The following is a 22,157-nucleotide window of genomic DNA, read 5'->3' as shown; positions in this document are numbered from 1 at the left end:
ACGCCGCGACGGTTTCATATCAGGTGATCTGAGACCGCTCCCAGACGTTGTCGTATCGTCACACCAAAATCGTTGACAATCTGGGAATCGCTCCGTACGTTCCAATGAGCACCCTGTGAGCAATGACGCAGCACACCCGGAAAGGCAGCCGATGGCGGCGCGATTGACCCTGAAAGACGTGAACCTCCGTTTCGGCGGGATCACCGTTCTGCACGACGTCGGGTTCGAGGTCGAGCCCGGGCAGATCTTCGGTCTCGTGGGCCCCAACGGCGCGGGAAAGACGTCGCTGTTCAACTGCATCAGCGGCCACTACAAACCCAGCTCCGGCTCGATCACGATCGACGGCGTCGAGGTGCTCGGGTCCGCGCCCGCGACCCTCGCCCGGCACGGTCTGGCGCGGACCTTCCAGCACCCCGCGCTGCAGCTGCACGCCACCGTCCTGGAGAACGTGCTGCTGGGCGCGCACGGCCGCCTGCCCGGCGGCCCGCTCGAGTGGTCGATGCGGCTGCCCCGCACCGTCCGCTCCGAGAGGGCCCTGCGCATCGAGGCCCTCGAGCTGCTCGAGCGCAACGGACTCGGCTGGGCGGCGAAGGTGCGCGCCGACGAGCTCTCCCACGGCCTGCACAAGGGCGTCGAGCTGTGCCGCGCCCTGCTCATGAGGCCGAAGCTGCTGCTGCTCGACGAGCCGGCCGCCGGGCTTCCCCACGCCGAGGTCGAGCAGCTCATCGAGACCGTGCGCCGCATCCGCGAGGACGACATCACGGTCGTCGTCGTCGAGCACCACATGGGGCTCATCGCCGCCCTCACCGACCGTGTCGTCGTGCTCGATCACGGCCGCACGCTCATGGAGGGCACGGCGGCGGAGGCCCAGTCCGACCCCCGCGTGATCGAGGCGTACATCGGAAAGGATGCGGCCGATGACGCTGCTTGAGCTCGCCGGGGTCACCGCGTTCTACGGCCCCGTGCAGGTCCTCGAGGGCGTCTCGCTCCAGGTGCCCGAGGGCGGTGCCGTCGGCATCCTCGGTGCGAACGGCGCAGGCAAGACGACGACGCTTCGCGCGATCAGCGGCACCGTCCGTGCGGGCGGGCGCATCCTGTTCGAGGGCAAGGACATCCGGGGCAAGCGGCCCGAGCAGGTCGCCGGGATCGGCATCGCCCACGTGCCCGAGGGCCGCGGCACGCTCGCCGACCTCACGGTCAAGGAGAACCTGCGTGTGGGCGCCTACCTCCGCCGCGACCGCAAGGGCGTGGACGCCGACCTCGACTACATGCTGGAGCTGTTCCCGAACCTCAAGGAGCGCTACCGCTCCCACGCCTCGGCGCTCTCCGGCGGCGAGCAGCAGATGCTCGCGGTCGCTCGCGCGTTCATGGCCCGTCCCCGGCTCCTGCTGCTCGACGAGGCGTCCCTCGGACTCGCCCCGAGCACCGCGAAGAACGTGTACGACGCCATCCGGCGGCTGCGGGTCGAATCGGGCATCGCGATGCTCGTGGTCGAGCAGAACGCCAACCTCGCCTTCACTCTCGTCGACAGCGCGACGGTCCTCGAGACCGGCCGCAACGTCCTGACCGGCTCCTCGGCCGAGCTCAAGGGCATGGACGAGATCCGCCGCGCCTACCTGGGAGGCTGACCGTGGGAACCTTCATCCAGCTCTTCGTCGATGGCCTGTCCACCGGCTCGATCTACGCGGCGCTCGCGCTCGCCATCGTGCTGGTCAACCAGGCGACGGGCCTCATCAACTTCGCCCAGGGCGGCATGGCCGTGCTCGCGGCCTACGTCGCGTGGTGGTGCGTGAGCAACGGCGTGCCGCTGATCCTCGCCATCCTCGTCTCGGTGCTGTTCTCGTTCGCGCTCGGCGCGGTCATCGAGCGATACGTCATGCGCCGCTTCGAGCGCGGCGACCCCGACACCGCGATCGTGGTGACGGTGGGGCTCCTCACGCTCATCACGGGCGTGTGCGGCTGGCTGTGGTCGTACAACAACCAGCAGTTCCCCTCGCTGTTCCCGCTCGACACCGTGCAGGTGCTCGGCGCGTCGATCAGCGTGCGCTCGATCGGCACGACGATCGTGATCATCGCGATCATGGCGCTGCTGCAGGCGTTGTTCATCGGCACCAAGTTCGGCCTGGCGCTGCGCGCCGTCGCCGTGAACCCGACATCCGCCGCCTTCTCGGGTCTGCCGGTCGGACGTCTCCTCATGGCCGGGTGGGGCCTGGCCGCCGGCCTCGGCGCGGTGGCGGGCGCCCTCGTGGCCCCGCAGCTCACCCTCACCCCCGGGATGATGGACAACGCGCTCGTCTACGCGCTCGCCGCCGTCATCCTCGGGGGCCTGTCGAGCCCGATCGGGGTCGTCGTGGCCGCCTGGCTCATCGGTGTGCTCGAGAACCTCGCCGCGGTCTACATCCCCTTCATCGGCTACGACCTGAAGGTCGCGGTTCCCTTCGTGCTCATCTTCGTCGTGCTCATCGTGCGGCCACAGGGCCTGTTCGGCCGGAAAGCGGTGGTGCGCGTCTGATGTCCCGAGCAGCCGATCTCTTCTCCCGTTCCTGGGTCCGCTGGACGATCGCCGCGGTCGTCGTCGTCCTCCTGCTCGTCATGCCGCTGGCGCTGCCCGAGTTCGCCAACCAGACCATCGCCCGGATCGGCGTGTTCGCCGTCGCGGTCCTCGGCCTCAACGTCGTGATGGGCTACACCGGTCAGGTCTCCCTCGGACAGATCTTCTTCGTCGGGGTCGGCGCCTACGCCACGGCCTACGGCGTCCAGCACGACTGGAACATCGTGCTGGTGTTCCTGCTGAGCGTCGCGCTGCCCGGCATCCTGGGCCTGCTGATCGCGCTGGCCGCGGCGCGGCTCGGCGGCCTCGCGATCGCGATGGTCACGATCGCGCTGCCCATCGTCGGGGTGCCGCTCGCGAAGCGGCTCTCCGACGTCACGGGCGGCTCCCAGGGCATCTCCGCGCGCTTCACCGAGGCGCCGGAGTGGTCGGGCCTCTACAACGACCAGTGGCAGCTGTACCTCGTCCTCCTCATCGGCGGCATCGTGTTCCTGCTGACCCGCAACCTCGTGCACGGCAAGTACGGTCGCGCGTTCGCGATCGTCAGGTCGAACGAGGCCGTGGCGTCGTCGATGGGCATCTCGCCCTATCGCTACAAGGTCATGGCGTTCACGGTGGCCGCCCTCATCGGCGGGGTCAGCGGCTTCCTCTACATGGTGGTCGTGCAGTACACGTCGCCGGAGACCATGAGCTTCGGGCACTCGATCACGCTGCTCGCCTCGATGGTCATCGGCGGCGCGGGCAGCATCATCGGGTCCCTCCTCGGCGGCGCGTACTACGTGCTCGTGCCGCAGCTGACGAACCTCGTCGACCCGAACCTGACGGCGCTCCTGCAGGGCGCCATCCTGCTTGTCGTGCTGTTCGTCCTGCCGGGCGGTCTCGTGTCGCTGCCGCGACGGATCGCGCGGAGCGTGCGGCGCTCCGCCCCGCACGGCGATGCACCCCCGACCTCTCCGACCCGGACCGCGACGTCGCGGCCCGTCGCGGAGGACACCCACACAGAGAGGCAAGATCAGGCATGAACATGCGAAAGAGGACGAGAGCTGTCCTGGGCGTCGTCGCCCTGACATCCGCCATCGCGCTCACGCTCGCCGGCTGCTCGCGCGGCGGGGGCGGTGACGCGACGGCGGGGGCGGCGAGCCCCGGCATCACCGACGACAGCATCACGCTCGGCATCACGACGCCCCTGAGCGGCGCGACCGCCGGCCCCGGCACCTGCACCGTCGCGGGCGTCACGGCCTACTTCGGCGCCGTCAACGCCGCCGGCGGCGTGACCTTCGGGGACGGCAAGACCCGCAAGGTCGACATCAAGGCGCTCGACGACGCCTACGACCCGCAGAAGGCCAAGGCCAACTACGACCAGCTCAAGGACAGCGTGTTCGCCATGACCGCGGGCCTGGGCACCCCGACCAACCGGGCGTACCGCGAGGCCGCGATCGCCGACAAGGTCCCGCAGGTGCTCGTCATGACCGGCGACCCGCTCTTCAGCAACCAGCAGGAGAGCCCCTGGCAGCTCGGCTTCGTGCCGATCTACCAGAACGAGGGCGAGGCGTTCGGCAAGCTCCTGGCGTCCTCGAGCGGCACGCACAAGGTCGCGATCCTGTCGCAGAACGACGACTACGGCGAGGGCTACGTCGAGGGCTTCAAGGAGGGCATCAACGGCGCGAGCAACGTCGAGGTGGTCAAGGAGCTCACCTATGAGGCCACCGACACCTCGGTCGATGCGCAGCTGACCGAGCTGGCCGCATCCGGTGCCGACGTGTTCTTCAACGCGATGTCGATCACCCCGCTCGTGATCTCGTCGCTGCAGAAGGCGCAGCAGCTCAACTGGCTGCCCAGCTGGTTCCTGCCCTCGAACACCTCGAGCCCCGGCGCCATCCTGCAGCCCGGCGGCGCGACCGCGTTCCCGGGGGTCTACACCGTCGCCTTCGCGCAGTCGGCGTCCGCACCGGACTTCGCCACCAGCAAGGACGGCGAGCAGTTCCTGGCCGACCTCAAGCAGTACGCGAACTACCCGGACGTCCCGGCGTTCCCGCACTGCATCTGGAGCTACCAGCTCGGGGCGGTCCTGCAGCAGGCGTTCGAGAAGATGACGGCACCCACTCGCGACGACTTCATGACGCAGCTGCGTTCGATCAGCGGGTTCCAGGCGCCGTTCATGCTCGAGGGCACCGCGGTCGACACGACGAAGGACGGCCTGCCCGCCGTCTCGAGCGTGCTCGTGCAGAAGTACAACGGCAAGGGCTACGCGACCGCGAAGAGCTTCGGCTGAGTCTCGTGGGGCGTGCCGCCCGTCGGTCGGCGCGGCACGCCCCACGATCCCGTCTCTCGAGCCGCGCGGCTCGCGGTGCCATGCAACCCCACGACCGCATCGTTTTCGTGTAACACGCACCCGCATTCGTGTGGCGATTGCATGAAAACGATGCGGTCGTGGGGCGTGGGACCGCGAGCGAGGGATGCCGCGGGGCTAGCCGAGCGTGCGGAGCACGGTGACGATGCCCTCGAGGTGGGCGCGGGTGGCCGCCTCGGCGGCATCCGCATCCTTCGCGATGACGGCGTCGATGATCGCGATGTGCTCGGGCGCGGACTGGGCGGCGCGGCCGGGCTGGAACGCGAGGCGGAACTGGTGGCGGGCCGACTGGGCGCGCAGCCGCTCGAGCAGCTGGGTCGCGGTCGCATGGCCGCTGAGCTCGCGGATGCGGCGGTCCATGTCCTGGTTGAGTCGTGAGTACTCGAACAGATCGCCGCGGCCGACGGCGTCCTCGATGCCGGCGCGGAGGACGCGGAGCTCGGCGATGTCCTCGGCGGCGACGTTCTCGGCCGCCTTGCGCGCGCACAGCGACTCCAGGCCCATGCGCACCTCGACGATCTCCACGGCCTCGTCGACCGTGATCGCCCGCACGCGCGCGCCCCGGTTGGGGAGGCGCTCGACGAGGCCCTCGTTCGCGAGGTTCAGCAGCGCCGTGCGCACGGCCGCGCGCGTCGCACCGAAACGCTCCGAGAGGTCGGCCTCGATCAGACGTTGATGCGGCGCGAACTCGCCGCCCAGCAGCGCGTCGCGGATGCGCAGGGTCAGGTCGGCGGAGGCGGCGCCGGTGTCGTCGGCGGGCAGAGCGGTCATCGAACGGTCCTCTCCGGCGCGGAGTCGGTTCCGGCCGTTCGTCACATTGTCGCCGATTCTCGCGCCAATCCGAAGGGTCGCGCCCCGCACGCCGACCCCTCGGACGGTGCAGGGCCTGCACACCGGCCGTGCGCCGACCCCACGCCCCCGTCACGTCCACCGACCTCTCGGTCGGTGTCGCACCCGCACGCGTGACGCGCACGCCGACCCCGCCCGTTCGCCGACCGCGCACGCTCGCCGTCGCGCGCGTCGACCCGCCGCCTCACCGGCGCAGCGGCCGGTGAGGCGGAGGACAGCCGGCGACTACGGGCGGGCGGGAGCGGGCACCCAGGACGCGTCGGGGATGTGGCCCCGGGTCGCGACCGTGACGGCGCGGGCGGATGCCGCCGCCGGCTCCAGGTGCGCGACGCATCCGTGCGCCGCCTCGATGCGGACCGTCACCCCGTGCGGGCGCAGGACGGTCATCATCGCATCGGCGATCTGCTGGCCGAGCCGCTCCTGCAGCTGCGGGCGGCGGGAGGCCATCGCCACGAGCGACGCGATCCGGCTGAAGCCGGCGATGTGGCGGCCGGGCGCGTAGTAGACGTCGACCGTGCCGTCGAACGGCAGGAGGTGGTGCTCGCACACGGACCGGAACGGGATGCCGGTCACGGCGGCGAGCTCGCCGGGGTCCTCGTCGTCGGTGAGGGCGACCGGCACGCCCAGGGCGGCCGCCGCATCCTTCCCAAGTCCGGCGAACATGTCGATGAACAGGTCCGCCACGCGCTCAGGGGTGCGTTCCAGACCCGGTCGGCCGGGGTCCTCGCCCACGGCGGCGAGGAGCTCACGCACGGCGGCGGCGGCGCGGACGCGATCGACCGCGGGATCGTCGGCCGTGCGGTCGATGGCGGCGAGGATGCGGTCTGCTCCGGTCATGACGCGGCCTCCGACAGGCGATCCACGAGCGCGAGGCCACGGCGCGCCCAGGCGATCTCGCCCCGGGCGCGGTCGGCGAGGCCCTCGTACGCGAACCGCTTGTACTCGATCGTGGCTTCGCGCTCGTCCGCCGGGGTGCTCTCGAGGCGACGGACGAGCATGGGGTTCGACAGGGCGTCGATGTGCGAGAGCTCGCCCTCGAACTGCGCCAGCTCGCCCTCCCAGTGCGCGATGTGCGCGTGCAGGAAGGCGCGGGCCGCCGCCGGCTCGGCGGACTCGAGGTACGCGGCCCGCAGGTGCGCGGGGTCACGGAAGCGCTGGTAGTCCAGCGGCCCGTTCATCCAGTCGATGAACGCCCGGTCGCCGGCCGCGGTCACGTGGTAGAGCCGCCGCATCCCCCGTTCGCCGCGCGTCTGGTCCTCGGTCTCGACGAGACCCTCGGCGGCCATCTTGCGCAGCTCGGGGTAGATCTGGGAGTCGGGGGCGTGCCAGACGTGGCCGACCGAGAGCGAGAACTGCTTCTGCAGCTCATACCCCGACTGCGGCCCGACGCGCAGGATCGCCAGCAGCGCGTACCGCAGGCTCATCGCATCCCCTTTCGGTCATGTCACGCTATCGGGTTCACGCCCCGGATAGCGCGAGACTGCACCCACGCCGTGAGGCCGCCCGTCTCCGGGGTCGGCTCGCGGCGCAGATGCAGTCTCGCGGTCACGAACGGGTCAGTCGTTCTTATAGCCCGTGCGCCATCCGCCCTGGTAGGTCTGGCGGGCGACGGTCGAGTACGGCACCGGCGAGACGACGGCGCGGACCTCGGTCTGCTCGTGCGGCTCGACGGACGCCTTGGAGGAGCCGCCGTTCGGCTCGCCCCAGACGACCTTCAGCTCGGTTCCCTCGGGCACGTCGTGGTCGACGACCGCGAGCGAGAGGCCGCGGCGCTCGTTCGCGCTGTAGCCCGTGAACATCGAGAAGCCGACGACCGTGCCGTCCGCATCCACGACGGCGTCGTAGTTCGCGGAGCCGTAGTTGGCCAGCGGCAGGTCGAAGAACTTGTAGTTCGGGCCGTCGACGTTCAGCAGCGACGTCCAGACCTTGCCGAGGTCCTCGGCATCCCAGGCCAGCGTGACCTTCTTGCGCTGCGTCGCCGGGTCGATCTTCTCGAGCGCGTCACGACCGATGAAGTCGTGGTCGAACTTCACGAAGGATCCGTAGCCGAGCTCCCACGGGGTGAGGTAGTAGTCCTCGATGTCGTCGCTGACGAAGGAGCCGGCGAGCGTGCCGGTCGCCTCGTAGCTGTCGATGCCGAGCCACTCGCGGTAGCCGCGCTCGGCCTCGCCGGTGTAGATGGCGGGCAGGGGCGAGGGGATCCAGCCGGACTCGAGCGTGTTCGAGGGGTAGGCGCGCGATCCGACCGGGACCAGCCCGAACTCGGCTCCGGCCTCGACGATGGCGTCGCGGATCTCGTCGTGCTCGGCGTAGGGGCCCCAGAGCTCGAGGCCGGGGGCGCCGGCCATGCCGTGACGGAGGGTGCGCACGTCCTTGCCGGCGATCTTCATGGTCGACATGTTGAAGAAGCCGAGCTTCTCCAGCGGGCCGCCGTTGAGCTTCTCGATCACGGCCCAGGCGTTCGGTCCCTGGATCTGGAAGCGGTAGTACTTGCGCTGGACGCCGTGCCCGTAGGGACGCGAGGGCGAACGACGGTCGACCGTGATGTCGAGGTTCGCGTAGCCGCCGGTCTCACCGTGGTAGAGCAGCCAGTTGGATGCGGGCGCGCGGCCGACGTACACGTACTCGTCCTCCGCCTCGCGGAAGAGGATGCCGTCACCGATCACGTAGCCCTGGGAGGTGGTGGGCACGTACTGCTTGGCCTTGTTGACCGCGAAGTTCGCGACCGAGTTGATCGCGGTGTCGCTGATGAGCGTGATCGCGTCGGAGCCCTTCAGGAACACGTTGTCCATGTGGTGCGACTGGTCGAACAGGACGGCGGTCTCACGCCAGGCCTTCTGCTCCTTGATCCAGTTCTGGAAGTCGGCGGGCACGACGGGGTAGATGTACGACCCGATCTGGGAGTTGCGGAGCAGGTCGACGGGGTTGGTCGCGTCGATCAGCTCTTGCAGGTTCTGAGCCATGGATGAACCTCTCTGTTCTCGTGAGTGGTGGTGACCGGGCGCCCGGGTGGGCGCCCGGGGTCTAGTTGAAGACGATGGTGTGGTTGCCGTGACGGATGACGCGGTCCTCCGCGTGCCACTGCACGGCGCGCGAGAGCACGGCCCGCTCGACGTAGGCACCGCGGGCCTGCAGGTCGGCGGCGGTCATCGAGTGGTCGACGCGGGCGACATCCTGCTCGATGATCGGACCCTCGTCGAGCTCCTTCGTCACGTAGTGGCTGGTCGCGCCGATCAGCTTCACGCCGCGCTCCTTGGCCTTCTTGTAGGGGCCGGCGCCGATGAAGGCGGGGAGGAACGAGTGGTGGATGTTGATGACGGGCACCTCGACGGCGTCGAGGAAGTCCTCCGAGATGATCTGCATGTACCGGGCGAGCACGACGAAGTCGACGTTCCCGGTCAGCAGCTCGAGGATCCGCGCCTCGGCCTCGGACTTGTCCGGACCCTGCGAGGGGATGTGGAAGAACGGGATCCCGAAGGAGCGCACGTCCTCCGCCACGTTGGTGTGGTTGGAGATCACCATCGGGATGGTGACGTTCAGCTCGCCGCGGCGGTGGCGCCACAGCAGCTCGAGCAGGCAGTGGTCGCTCGTGGAGGCGAGCACCGCCATCCGCTTCGGGATGGACTGGTCCGTCAGCCGCCACTCCATCCCGTAGGGCGTGAGCGTCTGCTCGAGGTCGGCCTCGATCTCGGGGAAGGCGGCCGCGAGGTCGGGGCGGTGGAACACGACCCGCTGGAAGAACTCGCCGCCCTCCGGGTCGGACGAGTACTGGTCGAGGGTGACGATGTTCGCCTTGTTGCGGGTGATGAGCGCCGTGACGGCCGAGACGAGTCCGGGCTGGTCGGGGCCGTGGACGATCAGGCAGGCGTGGTCGCGGTGGGCGTTGGTGTGTACGGTCATCGGTCGGGCTCCCGGATCAGGACTGCGCGGCGACGTACTCGCGGGCCCACTGGGCCGTCGCGAGCAGTCCGCCGAAGGTGTAGAAATGCAGTCTGACATCCCCGGACAGCGGCTCTGCAGCCAGCAGCGCCGAGAGGTCGGAGACGAAGCGGTCGGGACCGGCCGTTCCCATGAGGTTGGTCAGCGAGAAGCCGTACTTCTTCACGATCATCGCGTTCGCGCCGATGCCGAAGCGGCGGGCGAAGCCGAGCAGGCGCTTGATGCCGGCGGGGCCTGGTGTTCCGATGCGGATCTGGCTCGTGATGCCGCGGTCGCGCACGCCCGCGATCCAGTTCATGACCGGGTCGGTGTCGAAGGCGAACTGAGTGAGGATGACCGCATCCAGTCCCTGCTCGGTGAGCGAGGCCGACTTGTCCTCGAGGTGGCGCCACAGGACGTCGTTCTTGATGTCGGGATGGCCCTCGGGGTACCCGGCGATCGAGACCTCGCGCACGCCGTACTTCTGGAGAAGACCGGTCTGGATGACGCTGAGCGAGTCCGGGTAGGGGCCCTCGGGCTCGGCAGGGTCGCCGCCGACGCTGAAGACGTGCTCGGTGGCGCCGACCTCCTGCAGGCGTCCGAGGAACTCCTCGAGCTGGTCCTGGCTCGCCAGGCGCCGTGCCGAGATGTGGGGGACCGGGGTGAAGCCCATGTCCTTGACCGCCTTGGCGGCGGCGACGCGCATGTCGAGGTCCTCGTTGCCGAGGAACGTCACGTTGATCTTGGTTCCGGCGGGGATGGCGGCGCGCGCCTCCTCCAGCCCGGGAACGTCCTTGCCGGTCATCTCCAGTGAGAACTGGTCGATGAGCGTGAGTGCGGCCGCGGTGTTCGCGGCGCGTGAGATCTGAGCCACTGTCCTGTGGTCCTTTCCGTCTCTGCGGCGGCTCACTGCCTTGTGCTCCGCGCTCCCGACTTTACCTATGGAGATAGGGAATCGCAAGAGGTACTTCCCCCGCCCCCGCCCTCTCGCCCCCCGCCCCCGCCCTCCCGCTCCTCCCGCCCCCGTCGTGACCGCGAGACCAGTCCGCGCCGCTGAGACCGGCGAGAAAACCACCGGTCTCGGCGCGCGGGACTGGTCTCGCGGTCAGGAGGGGGGGTCAGCCGGCGGCGCGGACCGGGGGTGCGGCGGCGGGGGTGCGGCTCGCGGACGGTGAGCCGCACGCGCGGGAGATCGCGCGGGCCGTCATCGTGAGGGCGGGCAGCGCCGCGTTCACGGCGGCCTTGTCGTGGTGCACCGTCACGCCCAGCGCGGCGATGACGCGGTCGTGCGTGCCCCGGATCGGCACGGCCACCGCGTAGGCGTCCGTCGTGATGCACTCGTCGGCGACCGCGACGCCCGTACGACGGATGCCGGCGAGCACCTGCCGGAGCTCGTTCGGGTCCGTGACGGTCTTCCGGGTGAAACCCCGCAGCCGCGATCGCAGGACATCCTCCTGCACGGCCGTCGGCGCGTGCGCGAGCAGCACCTGTCCGGTCGCGGCGGCGTGCAGCGGCCACCGGCCGCCGAGCCGGCTGAGCACATTGACCCCGTTGCGGGCGCGCAGCGACTCCACGTACACGGTGTCGAAGCCGTCGCGGACGGCGAGGTGCACGTTGGCGTTGACGGCGACCTGCAGGTCGCCGAGGTAGGGGTGCGCGGCGTCGCGCAGCCGCATGCCCTGCGGCTCGAGGCTGCCGAGCTCGAGGACTCGCATGCCGATCGCGTAGTGGCCGTCGTCCGTTCGTTCCAGAGCGCCCCAGTCGCGGAGCTCGCCGACGAGGCGGTGCGTCGTGCTGAGGCTCAGATGCGCGCGACGGCTGATCTCGCTGAGCGTCAGCAGCAGGTGATCCTCGTCGAACGCCTCGAGGATCGCGAGCACGCGCTGCGCGGCCGTCATCTGGCCTCCGGGCGTGGAACGACGCGACGGGGCGGACTGGATGGGGTTGATGGTCATCATCGACCTGACCTCCGAACTCATGCGGTGGGGACGCACGTCCATGATGGGTCAGTGGCGGAGCAGAGCGCCGAAACGTTCCGCCTGGCGGAATGGAATCGGCGCCGGAGCTGCTCAGGAGGAGGGTGGAGCCCACCCGATTTCCGTCCGACGGGAAGAAATGTCCGTCCCGACGCCGGTCGTGGCACCCTACCGGCATGACGATCGACCAGGTTCAGCTCGACGAGTTCCGCAAGACCCTCGAGGCGGACGACTACCACCTGAGCATCGAGCTCGACGGCGACGAGGCCCTCGCCCGCATCGAGGCGGGCCCCGCCGCGTGCGCCGAGTGCCTCGTCCCGAAGGACTTCATGCGGCAGATGCTCTCGCCCCTGCTCGGCGTGGGAGCCGAGCACATCCGCGTCGACTACCCCGTCGACGTCCACACCTCCGGCGACTGAGCGCCCCATCCCCGACGGACGCCCGAGCGCACGGTCGCGCGCGGGCTCAGCCCCGCCCGGCCAGCCGTGGCGGCGCGAGCCGGTTCTCCTCAGCGTAGACGGGCGAGCCCAGCAGGAAGGGGATCGCGTCGCGCCGCGCCTGATCGATCGGCTCGTCCGGGAACGAGGCCTCGATCGTGCGGTGCCGCTGGACGACGCCGTCCCGGAACTCGGGGTGGGTGAGGATGAACATGTCGCCGCGCCGCACTCCGGCGAGCACGCGTTCGCCCGCCTCGTCGGCATCCATATAGGGCTGGTGACGCGATGCGGCGGTGAACTCCGCCGGCGGCGGCGCGTACCCCGACTCGCCGTACTTCTCGGGGCGCCGGGCGACGGCCGCGGCGATGTTGCTGTGCACGGGGCCGGGACAGTACGCCGCGACCGAGATCCCCTCCGGAAGCAGCTCGATGTGCATCGCCTCGGACAGCGCGATCACGCCCGCCTTCGTCATCGAGTACAGGCCGGCGACGACCGGCACGAGCCCCGCCATCGAGGCCGTGTTCACGATCGCGCCGCCCTCCCCGTGGGCGCGGATCTTCGGCAGGAACGCCTGGATGCCGTTGCCGACGCCGCGCAGGTTGACGTCGATCACCCAGTCCCAGTCGGTCGGGCTGGCCTCGGCGACGGGGCCCGTGAGGCCGATCCCCGCGTTGTTGACGAGGATGTCGATGCGCCCGAAGTCGCGCTCGACCTCCTCCGCGGCGGCCTGCATCGCGGCGAGGTCCGTGACATCCACCCCCATGGTCGTCACCGGCAGCCCCTCGTCCGCGAACTCCTCGACCGTCTCGCGCAGGTGCTCCGCGGTGCGTCCGGTGACGATCACGCGTGCGCCGGCACGGGCGAAGGCCCGCGCGATGCCGCGCCCGATTCCGCTGGATCCGCCGGTGATCACGGTGACCTTGCCGGTGACGTCGTCCATGGCACTCCCTCTGCTCTGCGATGCTTCCGCTCGGCCAGTCAAGCCGGATCGGGCGGGCGGCACGGGATGTCTTCCGCACCGCGAAAGCCCGCTGGCGCGGGGTGCGAGGGGAAACGGACGATGGACTCGATCGGCGCCGACGCCGAGCCCTGCACCCCGTGCCGCACCGCAGCGGCCCGCCGGAGCGGCGCTCGCGCACCAGCCGACGACAGCGCAGTCTCCGGAAGGGCAGCACATGAGCAACACGACGAGCACACTCGACGCCGAGGCGCGTGACGCGCACGACGGCGTCGGCATCAAGACCCTCGCGGCGGTCTGCCGCGCTCCCCGGACGCCGTGGGAGGTCACCGAGCTCGACCTCGACGCGCCGCACTTCGGCGAGGTGCGCGTGCGGGTGCACGCCGCCGGGCTGTGCCACTCCGACGACCACATCCAGAAGGGCGATGCGCCGATGCGGATGCCGGTGGTCGGCGGGCACGAGGGCTGCGGCATCGTCGACGAGGTCGGCGCCGGCGTCACCCGCGTGAAGGTCGGAGACCGGGTCGTGTTCTCGTTCATCCCGGCCTGCGGCAAGTGCCGCTACTGCTCCACCGGGCGGCAGAACCTCTGCGACGAGGGCAAGAACGCCTCCACGGGCGAGTTCCCCGACGGGACCTTCCGGTTCCACCAGGACGGCGTCGACTTCGGCGGCCTGTGCGTGCTCGGGACCTTCTCGCAGTACACGGTCGTCTCCGAGCACTCGGTCGTGAAGGTGCCCGACGACCTGCCCTTCGAGGTCGGCGCGATCATCGGATGCGGTGTGCCGACCGGATGGGGCTCCGCCGTGCACCTCGCGCAGGTCAAGCCCGGCGACACGGTCGTCGTGTTCGGGTCCGGCGGCGTCGGCAGCAACGCGGTGCAGGGCGCCGCGATGGCAGGCGCCGAGCGCGTCGTGGTCGTCGACCCGGTCGCGTTCAAGCGCGAGAAGGCGAGGGAGCTCGGGGCGACCCACACGTTCGAGACCGCGGAGGAGGCGGCCGAGTTCGTCGTCGCGGCGACGTGGGGAGAGCTCGCCGACCACGCGATCATCACGGTCGGGAGCCTGCACGACAAGGTCATCCACGATGCGATCTCGATCGTCGGAAAGACCGGCCAGGTGACCATCACGGCGGTCGGCAACGGCTGGATCGACGAGAACCCGGGCATGCTCATCGGGTACCAGCGCCGCATCCAGGGCGGGATCTACGGCGGCTGCAGCCCGCTCGTCGACATCCCCCGCCTCGTCAGCCTCTACCAGAGCGGAAAGCTCAAGGTCGAGGAGCTGATCACGCGCACCTACACCCTCGAGCAGGTCAACGAGGGCTACCAGGACATGCTCGACGGCAAGAACATCCGCGGCGTCGTCCTCATCGACCACGACAACTGATCCCCAGCGCAGAGGAACCGACATGACCATCACCTCCCCGAGTCCGACACTGTCCGAGTCGATCCTCGTCGACGGCCTCCAGCTGATCGGCGGCGAATGGGTGCCCTCGGTGACCGGGCGCACGATCGAGGTCATCAACCCGGCCAACCGCGAGGTCATCGCCCGCATCCCGCGCAGCGACGCCGCGGACGTCGAGGCCGCCATCGACGCCGCAGAGCGGGCCTTCCCCGCCTGGCGAGACCTGAACGCCACCGCGCGTGCGGCGCTGCTGTTCCGGTGGGCCCAGCTGATCGAGGAGCACACCGCCGAGATCGACCAGCTCGAGTCGCAGGAGGTGGGCCGCCCCCACTGGGGACCGCCGCCCATGGCCGGCCAGCTGCGCTTCATCGCCGGTCAGGCCGACAAGGTGCAGGGCGTCTCGCTGCCGACCTACTCGCCCGAGACGCTCGGCTTCACGCTCCGCGAGCCCTACGGCGTCGTCGGGGGGATCATCCCCTGGAACGCCCCCGGTCCCATGTTCGTGACCGAGGTGGGGGCCGCGATCGCCGCGGGCAACACGATCGTCATGAAGCCCGCCGAGGACGCCCCGCTCACCCCGCTCGCCCTCGCGAAGCTGGCGCTCGAGGCGGGCATCCCGGCCGGCGTCATCAACGTCGTCACCGGCTACGGGCACGAGGCGGGGGCCGCGATCCCCGCGAGTCCCCGCATCCGCCGTATGGGCTTCACGGGGTCCCCCTTCACGGGGTCGCTCATCATGGCGGCCTGCGCCAAGAACCTCACGCCCCTGCACCTCGAGCTCGGCGGCAAGTCACCGCAGGTCGTGTTCCCGGATGCCGACCTCGACCAGGCGATCCCGGCCATGGCCACGGGCATCACCCTCAACACCGGCCAGATCTGCGCCGCGGGCTCGCGGGTCGTCGTGCTCCGCAGCATCCACGACGAGGTCGTCGAGCGGCTCGCGACCCAGATGCAGAAGATCACCTACGGTCCGTGGCACCAGCCGGTGAACATGGGGCCGCTCATCAACGAGAAGCAGCACTCGCGCGTGCTCGGCTACATCGAGGCGGGCAGGAAGGAGGGCGCCGACCTGGTGACCGGCGGCGGCGCCCCGCAGGGCGGGGACTACGGCAACGGCTTCTTCGTGCAGCCGACGCTGTTCGACAACGTCTCGCCCGACATGACGATCGCGCAGGAGGAGATCTTCGGCCCGGTGCTGTCGGTCATCGCGGTGGACGACGAGCAGGAGGCGGTCCGCGTCGCCAACGGCACCGACTACGGCCTCGTGGCCTCGGTCTGGACACGCGACGTGGGGATCGCGGTGCGCATGAGCCGCGCCCTGCAGGCGGGCCAGGTCGGCGTCAACAACGCGTTGGGCGCCGGCGTCATCGGCGGCCCCTTCGGCGGCTACAAGAACAGCGGCTTCGGTCGCACGATGGGCGCCGACTCGGTTCTGGAGTGGACCCAGGTCAAGACCGTGTCGATGCGCCCCGCAGGCGCCCCCCGGATCTGAGAGGCAGGAAATGGCAACCATCACCACCCGTGCGGCCGTCTCGCACGCCGCACACGAGGGCTGGGAGATCACCGAGCTGCAGCTCGACGACCCCAAGGAGCACGAGGTCCGGATCAAGCTCGTCGCCTCCGGCCTCTGCCACTCCGACCACCACATCACCGAGGGCGACGCCCCCGTGCGCTTCCCGATCGTGGGCGGCCACGAGGGCGCCGGCATCGTCGAGTCGGTCGGCCCGAACGTGACCCGCGTCGCCCCGGGCGACCGCGTCGTGCTCTCCTATATTCCGGCCTGCGGCGCCTGCCGCCCCTGCTCGACCGGACACCAGAACATGTGCGTCAAGGGCCTGAACGCCGGAACCGGCATGTTCCTGGACGGCACGTTCCGCTTCCACAAGGAGGGCGAGGACTACGGCGGGTTCTGCTCCCTCGGCACCTTCTCGGAGTACGCGGTCGTCTCGGAGTGGGCCGTCGTGCCGCTGCCGGGCCACATCCCCTTCACCCTCGCCTCGCTCGTCGGCTGCGGCGTGCCCACCGGGTGGGGCTCCGCGGTGTACGCCGCGGGGGTCCGCGCCGGCGAGACGGTCGTCGTCTTCGGCGCCGGGGGCGTCGGCAGCAACGCCGTGCAGGGCGCCCGCTACGCCGGGGCGAAGGACGTCATCGTCGTCGACCCGGTCGAGTTCAAGCGGGAGAACGCGAAGGCGTTCGGCGCGACCGAGGCGTTCGCGACGGCCGCCGAGGCCCACGACTTCGTCGTCTCGACGACGTGGGGGCAGCTCGCCGACCACGTCATCATGACGCCCAACGCCGTCACCGAGGAGATGGTGAACGCGGGGGTCCAGATGACCGGCAAGGGCGGCAAGGTCACGATCACCGCGGTCGGCCACCTCACCGAGAAGGCCGTGCACGTGCACGCCGGCATGCTCATCGGGTACCAGCGGCAGATCCGCGGTGCGCTCTTCGGCGACTGCAACCCGCTCTCCGACATCCCGCGCCTGCTGCGCCTGTACGACTCGGGGGATCTCAAGCTCGACGAGCTGGTCACCCGCACGTACTCGCTCGACCAGGTCAACGAGGCCTATGCGGACCTCGTCGCAGGCCGCAACATCCGCGGCGTCATCGTCCACGACGAGGATGCCGCGGCCTGAGCCGCGTCATCCTCGCTCCCGTTCCAGAAGGGGTGCCACCATGCCCAACGCCATCCTCGATCCGACCGGCCGTCTCGCGGTCGCCGACGTCTCCGCCGCGGGCGGCATGCTCTCCCCGCGTCCGGCGGATCTGCGGGGTCTCCGTGTGGGGCTCCTCGACAACACGAAGCACAACGCGATGCTGCTGCTCACCGAGCTCGGCCGCCTGCTGACCGACGAGCACGGCGCGCAGGGCGTGTCGATCGTCGAGACGAAGAAGAGCTTCTCCGTGCCGATCGACGGCGAGATCGTCGCCCGGTACCGCGAGGCCTGCGACGTCGTGGTGACGGGCGTCGGCGACTGCGGCTCGTGCAGCGCCGCGGCCGTGGCGGACGGGATCAACTTCGAGCGGGCGGGGATCCCGGCGGCCGTCGTGCTGACGGACGCCTTCCTCACGACCGGCAAGACCATGGCGCAGGTCCAGGGCGCCCCGGACTACGAGTGGATCACGACCGCGCACCCGATGGCCGTCCTCGACGAGGAGCAGGTCAAGGAGCGTGCGCGGCAGCTGCTTCCCGAGGTCGTGGCATCCCTCACGGCGGGGGCCGCTCGGTGAGCGCGCCCGCCGTCGACGTCGAGCTCGACCCGGATGCCGCCCAGCTCGCGATCGAGCACTGCTACGAGCAGGGGTGGAGCGACGGGCTGCCGCTCGTCCCGGCGACCCGGCCGCTGGTCGACGCGTTCCTCGCGGCCGGCGGCCGCCCCGCGGACGAGGTCATCGGCCACATGCCGCAGGTCGACCGGAGCGTCACGGTCGAGCTCGCGGCGATCAACGCCGCGATGGCCGGCTGCCTGCCGGAGTACTTCCCGGTCGTGCTGGCCGCGTGGGAGGCGCTCATGCGCGAGCGCGCCGCGATGGGGGGCGGCTGGCAGTCCACGAGCGGTCCGGCGCCGCTCATCGTCGTCAACGGTCCGGTACGCGCCGAGCTCGGGATCAACAGCACGGGCGGGGTGTTCGGGCCGGGGTTCCGCCCCAACGCCACGATCGCCCGGGCGATCGGGCTCATCGTGCGCAACGTCTTCGGGGTGATCCCGCACGAGCTCGAGCAGGCGACCCAGGGCCTCCCGGGCCGCTGGTCGATCTGCTTCGGCGAGAACGAGGAGGAGAGTCCCTGGGAGCCGCTCGCCGCAGGCCTGGGTGTCACGGGCGATGCGGTCACCGCGACCCTGCTGCGCACCTGCGAGTACGTCGACAACCGGCACACGAGCGACCCGGAGCAGCTGCTCGCCGACGTCGCCGACACGATCGGACGCTCCGGCTCCTGGATCTTCGCGCACGCCGGAGCCGGAGTGGTCCTCTGCCCCGAGCACGCGAACCTTCTCGCGGGCGCCGGCTACAGCCGCGCCGAGGTGCAGCGTCGGCTCGCCGAGCTGTCGGGCAGGTCGACGGCGGCGCTCGCCGCGGCCGGCAAGGACTTCGCCGAGCACGGCGTGCGTCGCCCGGGCGACGGCGCGGGGGACACCGAGAGCTTCCAGCGCACGATCGCGCCGGGCGCCGAGTCCCGCATCCTGGTCGCCGTCGCAGGATCCCGCACGGCCGGGATCTCGATGGTGGTGCGGTTCTTCGCCGACTGGTCGGGCACCTCGGTGCCGGTGGCTCGCGCAGCCGGGACCGCCGCATGACCATGTCCCAGTTCCGACCGGGGCATGTCCCAGTTCAGACCGCTCAGCGATCCCGCATCCGGTCGAAAGTGGGACATGGGTATGGGGGACACAGGCGCGGGGGAGCGCGGCGGGGGAGCGGAGGGGATGTCGCATGACCGCCTGGCACGACGACGACCCGCTCCGCGACCCGCTGCAGGGCATCGGCGAGCAGTGGATGTCGGGACGCACCGCGCTCGTGACCGGCGCCGGCCAGAACGGCGCGCTGCCCGGTGTCGGCTACGCGATCGCGCGGCTGCTCGCCGCCCACGGCGCGCAGGTCGCCGTCCTGGACCGCTCGGCCGAGGCCGCGAGCCGCACGGTCGAGCTGATCCGGGCGGAGGGCGGCGACGCCGCCGCGATCACCGCCGACGTGACCGACGACGCCGAGTGCGCACGGGCGGTGGCCGAGGCCATCGAGGCGTTCGGCACGCTCGACACGCTGGTCAACAACGTGGCCAGCGGTGATCGCGCGGGCATCTTCGAGGTCACGCCCGAGCGCTTCGAGCAGCTCGTCGGCATCAACCTCACCTCGGCGTGGTCCGTGACCCGGCACGTGGTCCCGACCCTCCCGCGCGGCAGCTCGATCCTCAACATCTCCTCCGTCGGTGTCCGCGCCAAGGGGCCGGGCATGCCGTACTGCGTCGCCAAGGCCGGGATCGAGAACTTCACGGAGGGCGCCGCATCCACCCTCGGACCGCAGGGCATCCGGGTCAACTGCATCGAGGTCGGCGGCATCTGGGGCTCTTTCGCCGCCGCGAACATGGACGAGAAGATGCGCGAGCCGCGCCGCCAGATGACGACGCTCAAGACCGAGGGCACCGCCTGGGACATCGCCCACGCCGCGCTCTTCCTGCTCAGCGACCGGGCGCGCTGGATCACCGGGCAGATCCTCGCAGTGGACGGCGGCCCGATGACGTTCTTCCCGCCCGGGCCCCCCGTGACGTCGGTCGCCTGAGCGCCCGAAACCCTCCTCCGCCGGCTCCGGCCGGCACGACACGAAGGCGAGTCGAGATGACACAGATGGTTCGCGCAGCGGTGCAGACCGCTCCCCGCACGATCGAGATGCGCGAGTTCGCGCGTCCCCGGATCGGTGCCGACGACGCCCTCCTGCGCGTCGAGGCGAACGGCGTGTGCGGCAGCGACGTCGAGATCTACAAGGGGCACATGGGGATGAACCCCAACCCCTTCATCCCCGGGCACGAGCCCATGGGGATCATCGCCGAGATCGGCGACCGTGCCGCCGCGCGCTGGGGGGTGGATGTCGGCGACCGGGTGGCGGTCGAGGTGATCGTCCCGTGCCGCGCCTGCGAGGACTGCCTGACGGGCCGCTACCAGGCGTGCCGGTTCCGCAAGTACGGTCACGGGGTCACCGGGATCGACGTGGACCCGACGCTGTGGGGCGGCTTCGCCGAGTACATGTACATCTCGCCGAACTCGGTCGTGCACCGGATGGACAAGACCATCCCGGCCGAGATCGCCGCGCTGTACAACCCGCTCGGTGCGGGCGTGCGCTGGGCGGTCGATCTCGGCGAGGTCGGGCTGGGCGACTCGCTCCTGGTGCTCGGCGCCGGTCAGCGCGGGCTCGCGGCGGTCATCGCCGCGAAGGCGGCGGGCGCGGGCACCGTCATCGTCACGGGCCTGCGCAGCGACGAGCACAAGCTCGCCGTCGCCCGAGAGCTCGGCGCCGACCACACGCTCGTCGTCGACGGCGAGGACGCGATCGAGGTCGCCGCAGCCGTGAAGGAGATCACGGGCGGCCGCGGCGTGGACGTCGCGGTCGAGGTCACACCGATGGCCGCGCAGCCCATCACGGATGCCCTCACGAGCGTCCGCCACGGCGGCCGCGTCGTGCTCGCCGGCCTCAAGGGCGGCCGCGACATCCCGCTGGTCACGGACGTGATCGTCAACCGCGCGCTGACCGTGAAGGGCGCGTTCGGCGTCGACGCGATCGCGATGGAGAAGGCGATCGCCCTGCTGGAGTCCGGGCGCTTCCCGCTTGAGAAGCTGCACACCCACACGTTCGGGCTCGACGAGGTGGGCCTCGCGATCGAGACCCTCGCGGGCGAGACCGACGACGCCTCCGCCATCCACGTCTCGGTCCACCCGAGCTTCGCCTGACCCGCTCGAAAGGACCGTCCATGATCGTCGACGCACACGCCCACTTCCTCCCCGCGGGCTACCCCGAGGACGCACCGTCCTGCTTCCCCCACATGGAGCCGATCGACGGCTCCACCTCACGGCTCCTCGTGTTCGACCAGATGCGGTTCCCCGCGAAGGACGTCTTCTTCCAGGCCGAGCGCCGGGTGGAGGCCCTGGAGGCGTCGGGCCTCGACGCCGAGGTCGTGAGCCCCATGCCGCCGCTGCTGCGCTACGACCTGCCCGCCGGCGACGGGCTGTCGCTCGCGCGTCACGTGAACGACTTCGGCGCCGAGATCGGCGCATATGCGCCGGAGCGGATCATCGCGCTCGGCATGGTGCCGATGCAGGACCCGGATGCGGCGACCGCCGAGCTCGCCGCGATCAAGGAACGGGGGCTCGCCGGCGTCGAGATCGCGTCCAACATCCTGGGCAGCTCGATCGGGGATACGAGGTTCCTGGAGTTCTTCCGCGAGGCGGAGAGGCTGGACCTCCCCGTGTTCGTGCACGCCATGCCCTCGCCCATGGACCGGTTGCCGATGTCGGCGATGGGCACCTACGTCGTGGGCATCGAGGGCATGTTCGCCGCGGCATCCCTGATCCTGGGAGGCACCGCCGCCGCGTGCCCGGACCTGCGCATCTCGTTCAGCCACGCGGCCGGCGGGTTCCCCATGATGCTGCCGCGCGCGAACTACTTCTGGGGCGGTGCGTGGAACGAGGGACCGGTCGACGAGGACCGTGCCGTGATGCACGACGACGGGCCCTCTCCGTTCGAGTACGCTCGTCGGTTCTACTACGACGCGATGGTGTTCGACCGCAGGACGATCCGCTATCTCGTCGACCTGCTGGGAGCCGACCGGCTGCTCATCGGCTCGGACTTCCCGGCCATGCTGCGGGAGGAGCCGGGGGGCAAGACGTTCCGCGAGATGGAGCTGGAACCGGCCCAGTGGGCCGACATCAGCCACCGCAACGCGTTCCGGTGGCTCGGGCGGGAGACCGACGAGCTGACCGTGCACACCCACGCCCACGCGCACGCCCCCGCCTGAGCCCCCCGCGCCCCCGCCGCGCCCCCGCCGCGCCCGCGCCCCCGCGCCCGCGCCCGCGCACGCCCGCGCAACCGCATCCATGTCCCACTTTCGACCGGTTGAGCGGGCGCTGAGCGGCTTGAACTGGGACATGCACCGGGAGGAACTGGGACACGGTGCGGATGCGTCGGCCGGGTGCGGCGGTGAGGGTGGACGGGGCCTTTCGCCCGGCG

At 70.6% G+C, this 22,157-nt stretch carries 22 protein-coding genes; 14 read left to right on the top strand and 8 right to left on the bottom strand.

The annotated features are described in order from the left end of the window. Nucleotides 1–178 precede the first annotated feature (178 nt). From QE381_RS09395 to QE381_RS09375, 5 genes are read left to right on the top strand one after another with little or no spacing between them, the layout of a single operon-like run. Nucleotides 179–931, top strand: a complete 753-nt coding sequence (locus tag QE381_RS09395) for an ABC transporter ATP-binding protein (RefSeq protein ID WP_307217581.1) — start codon at nucleotides 179–181, stop codon at nucleotides 929–931. Further along, a complete protein-coding gene (locus QE381_RS09390) occupies nucleotides 918–1,628 on the top strand; it encodes an ABC transporter ATP-binding protein (RefSeq protein WP_307217579.1) in 711 nt (236 codons plus the stop codon). Before QE381_RS09395 ends, QE381_RS09390 begins: the two co-directional genes overlap by 14 nt. 2 nt (nucleotides 1,629–1,630) lie before the next feature. Beyond that, nucleotides 1,631–2,512: a branched-chain amino acid ABC transporter permease gene (locus tag QE381_RS09385; protein ID WP_307217577.1), complete on the top strand. Its 882-nt coding sequence runs from the start codon at nucleotides 1,631–1,633 to the stop codon at nucleotides 2,510–2,512. Beyond that, on the top strand, nucleotides 2,512–3,573 hold the full coding sequence (locus tag QE381_RS09380) for a branched-chain amino acid ABC transporter permease (protein WP_307217575.1): 1,062 nt from the start codon (nucleotides 2,512–2,514) through the stop codon (nucleotides 3,571–3,573). The genes QE381_RS09385 and QE381_RS09380 overlap by 1 nt, the downstream gene beginning before the upstream one ends. Next, a complete protein-coding gene (locus QE381_RS09375) occupies nucleotides 3,570–4,823 on the top strand; it encodes an ABC transporter substrate-binding protein (RefSeq protein ID WP_307217573.1) in 1,254 nt (417 codons plus the stop codon). The genes QE381_RS09380 and QE381_RS09375 overlap by 4 nt, the downstream gene beginning before the upstream one ends. Before the next feature lie 195 nt (nucleotides 4,824–5,018). On the opposite strand, the gene QE381_RS09370 is transcribed toward QE381_RS09375, so the two are convergent. The 7 genes from QE381_RS09370 to QE381_RS09340 form a co-directional block, all read right to left on the bottom strand. Continuing rightward, complete coding sequence (locus tag QE381_RS09370; protein WP_307217571.1) at nucleotides 5,019–5,672, bottom strand: GntR family transcriptional regulator; 654 nt, start codon at nucleotides 5,670–5,672, stop codon at nucleotides 5,019–5,021. Between the two features lie 303 nt (nucleotides 5,673–5,975). After that, on the bottom strand, nucleotides 5,976–6,587 hold the full coding sequence (gene folE / locus QE381_RS09365) for a GTP cyclohydrolase I (RefSeq protein ID WP_307217569.1): 612 nt from the start codon (nucleotides 6,585–6,587) through the stop codon (nucleotides 5,976–5,978). Next, nucleotides 6,584–7,174 (bottom strand): PadR family transcriptional regulator, encoded by a 591-nt coding sequence (locus QE381_RS09360; protein ID WP_307217567.1) that lies wholly within the window; start codon nucleotides 7,172–7,174, stop codon nucleotides 6,584–6,586. Before QE381_RS09360 ends, folE begins: the two co-directional genes overlap by 4 nt. Nucleotides 7,175–7,306: 132 nt before the next feature. Beyond that, nucleotides 7,307–8,713 (bottom strand): aminomethyl transferase family protein, encoded by a 1,407-nt coding sequence (locus tag QE381_RS09355; protein WP_307217566.1) that lies wholly within the window; start codon nucleotides 8,711–8,713, stop codon nucleotides 7,307–7,309. A 61-nt stretch (nucleotides 8,714–8,774) separates the two neighbouring features. Continuing rightward, nucleotides 8,775–9,650 carry a formyltetrahydrofolate deformylase gene (gene purU / locus QE381_RS09350; RefSeq protein ID WP_307217565.1) on the bottom strand — a complete coding sequence of 292 codons (876 nt, stop codon included), beginning with the start codon at nucleotides 9,648–9,650 and terminating at the stop codon, nucleotides 8,775–8,777. 16 nt (nucleotides 9,651–9,666) lie between these two features. Next, entirely contained in the window at nucleotides 9,667–10,473 is an 807-nt protein-coding gene (locus tag QE381_RS09345; RefSeq protein ID WP_307220453.1) for a methylenetetrahydrofolate reductase, read from the bottom strand. 313 nt (nucleotides 10,474–10,786) lie between these two features. Then, nucleotides 10,787–11,626 (bottom strand): IclR family transcriptional regulator, encoded by an 840-nt coding sequence (locus QE381_RS09340; protein WP_307217563.1) that lies wholly within the window; start codon nucleotides 11,624–11,626, stop codon nucleotides 10,787–10,789. A gap of 194 nt (nucleotides 11,627–11,820) precedes the next feature. Here QE381_RS09340 and QE381_RS09335 point away from each other — a divergent pair, with 194 nt between their 5' ends. Continuing rightward, nucleotides 11,821–12,063 carry a hypothetical protein gene (locus QE381_RS09335; RefSeq protein ID WP_307217561.1) on the top strand — a complete coding sequence of 81 codons (243 nt, stop codon included), beginning with the start codon at nucleotides 11,821–11,823 and terminating at the stop codon, nucleotides 12,061–12,063. A 46-nt stretch (nucleotides 12,064–12,109) separates the two neighbouring features. On the opposite strand, the gene QE381_RS09330 is transcribed toward QE381_RS09335, so the two are convergent. Beyond that, complete coding sequence (locus QE381_RS09330) at nucleotides 12,110–13,021, bottom strand: SDR family oxidoreductase (protein WP_307217559.1); 912 nt, start codon at nucleotides 13,019–13,021, stop codon at nucleotides 12,110–12,112. Nucleotides 13,022–13,256: 235 nt separating this feature from the next. Here QE381_RS09330 and QE381_RS09325 point away from each other — a divergent pair, with 235 nt between their 5' ends. From QE381_RS09325 to QE381_RS09290, 8 genes are all read left to right on the top strand, one after another. Further along, nucleotides 13,257–14,426, top strand: coding sequence for an NDMA-dependent alcohol dehydrogenase (locus tag QE381_RS09325; RefSeq protein WP_307217557.1), 1,170 nt, complete (start codon nucleotides 13,257–13,259; stop codon nucleotides 14,424–14,426). A gap of 22 nt (nucleotides 14,427–14,448) precedes the next feature. Continuing rightward, complete coding sequence (locus QE381_RS09320) at nucleotides 14,449–15,936, top strand: aldehyde dehydrogenase (protein WP_307217555.1); 1,488 nt, start codon at nucleotides 14,449–14,451, stop codon at nucleotides 15,934–15,936. A gap of 10 nt (nucleotides 15,937–15,946) precedes the next feature. Next, the gene (locus tag QE381_RS09315) at nucleotides 15,947–17,080 is read left to right on the top strand and encodes an NDMA-dependent alcohol dehydrogenase (RefSeq protein ID WP_307217553.1); all 1,134 of its coding nucleotides are present in this window, start codon (nucleotides 15,947–15,949) and stop codon (nucleotides 17,078–17,080) included. A gap of 40 nt (nucleotides 17,081–17,120) precedes the next feature. Then, the gene (locus QE381_RS09310) at nucleotides 17,121–17,675 is read left to right on the top strand and encodes a UGSC family (seleno)protein (protein WP_307217552.1); all 555 of its coding nucleotides are present in this window, start codon (nucleotides 17,121–17,123) and stop codon (nucleotides 17,673–17,675) included. Beyond that, nucleotides 17,672–18,742, top strand: coding sequence for a hypothetical protein (locus QE381_RS09305; RefSeq protein WP_307217550.1), 1,071 nt, complete (start codon nucleotides 17,672–17,674; stop codon nucleotides 18,740–18,742). Before QE381_RS09310 ends, QE381_RS09305 begins: the two co-directional genes overlap by 4 nt. Before the next feature lie 133 nt (nucleotides 18,743–18,875). After that, a complete protein-coding gene (locus QE381_RS09300; RefSeq protein WP_307217549.1) occupies nucleotides 18,876–19,718 on the top strand; it encodes an SDR family NAD(P)-dependent oxidoreductase in 843 nt (280 codons plus the stop codon). A 56-nt stretch (nucleotides 19,719–19,774) separates the two neighbouring features. Beyond that, nucleotides 19,775–20,881, top strand: coding sequence for a zinc-binding dehydrogenase (locus QE381_RS09295; RefSeq protein ID WP_307217547.1), 1,107 nt, complete (start codon nucleotides 19,775–19,777; stop codon nucleotides 20,879–20,881). Between the two features lie 20 nt (nucleotides 20,882–20,901). Next, entirely contained in the window at nucleotides 20,902–21,945 is a 1,044-nt protein-coding gene (locus tag QE381_RS09290; RefSeq protein ID WP_307217545.1) for an amidohydrolase family protein, read from the top strand. The last annotated feature ends 212 nt before the right edge of the window (nucleotides 21,946–22,157 follow it).

The organism is Microbacterium sp. SORGH_AS_0888, from assembly GCF_030818905.1.
In the GTDB taxonomy this organism is placed as follows: Bacteria; Actinomycetota; Actinomycetes; order Actinomycetales; family Microbacteriaceae; genus Microbacterium.
Note: the sequence above shows the minus strand (reverse complement) of the source record. Positions and strands in the feature narration are given on the sequence as shown.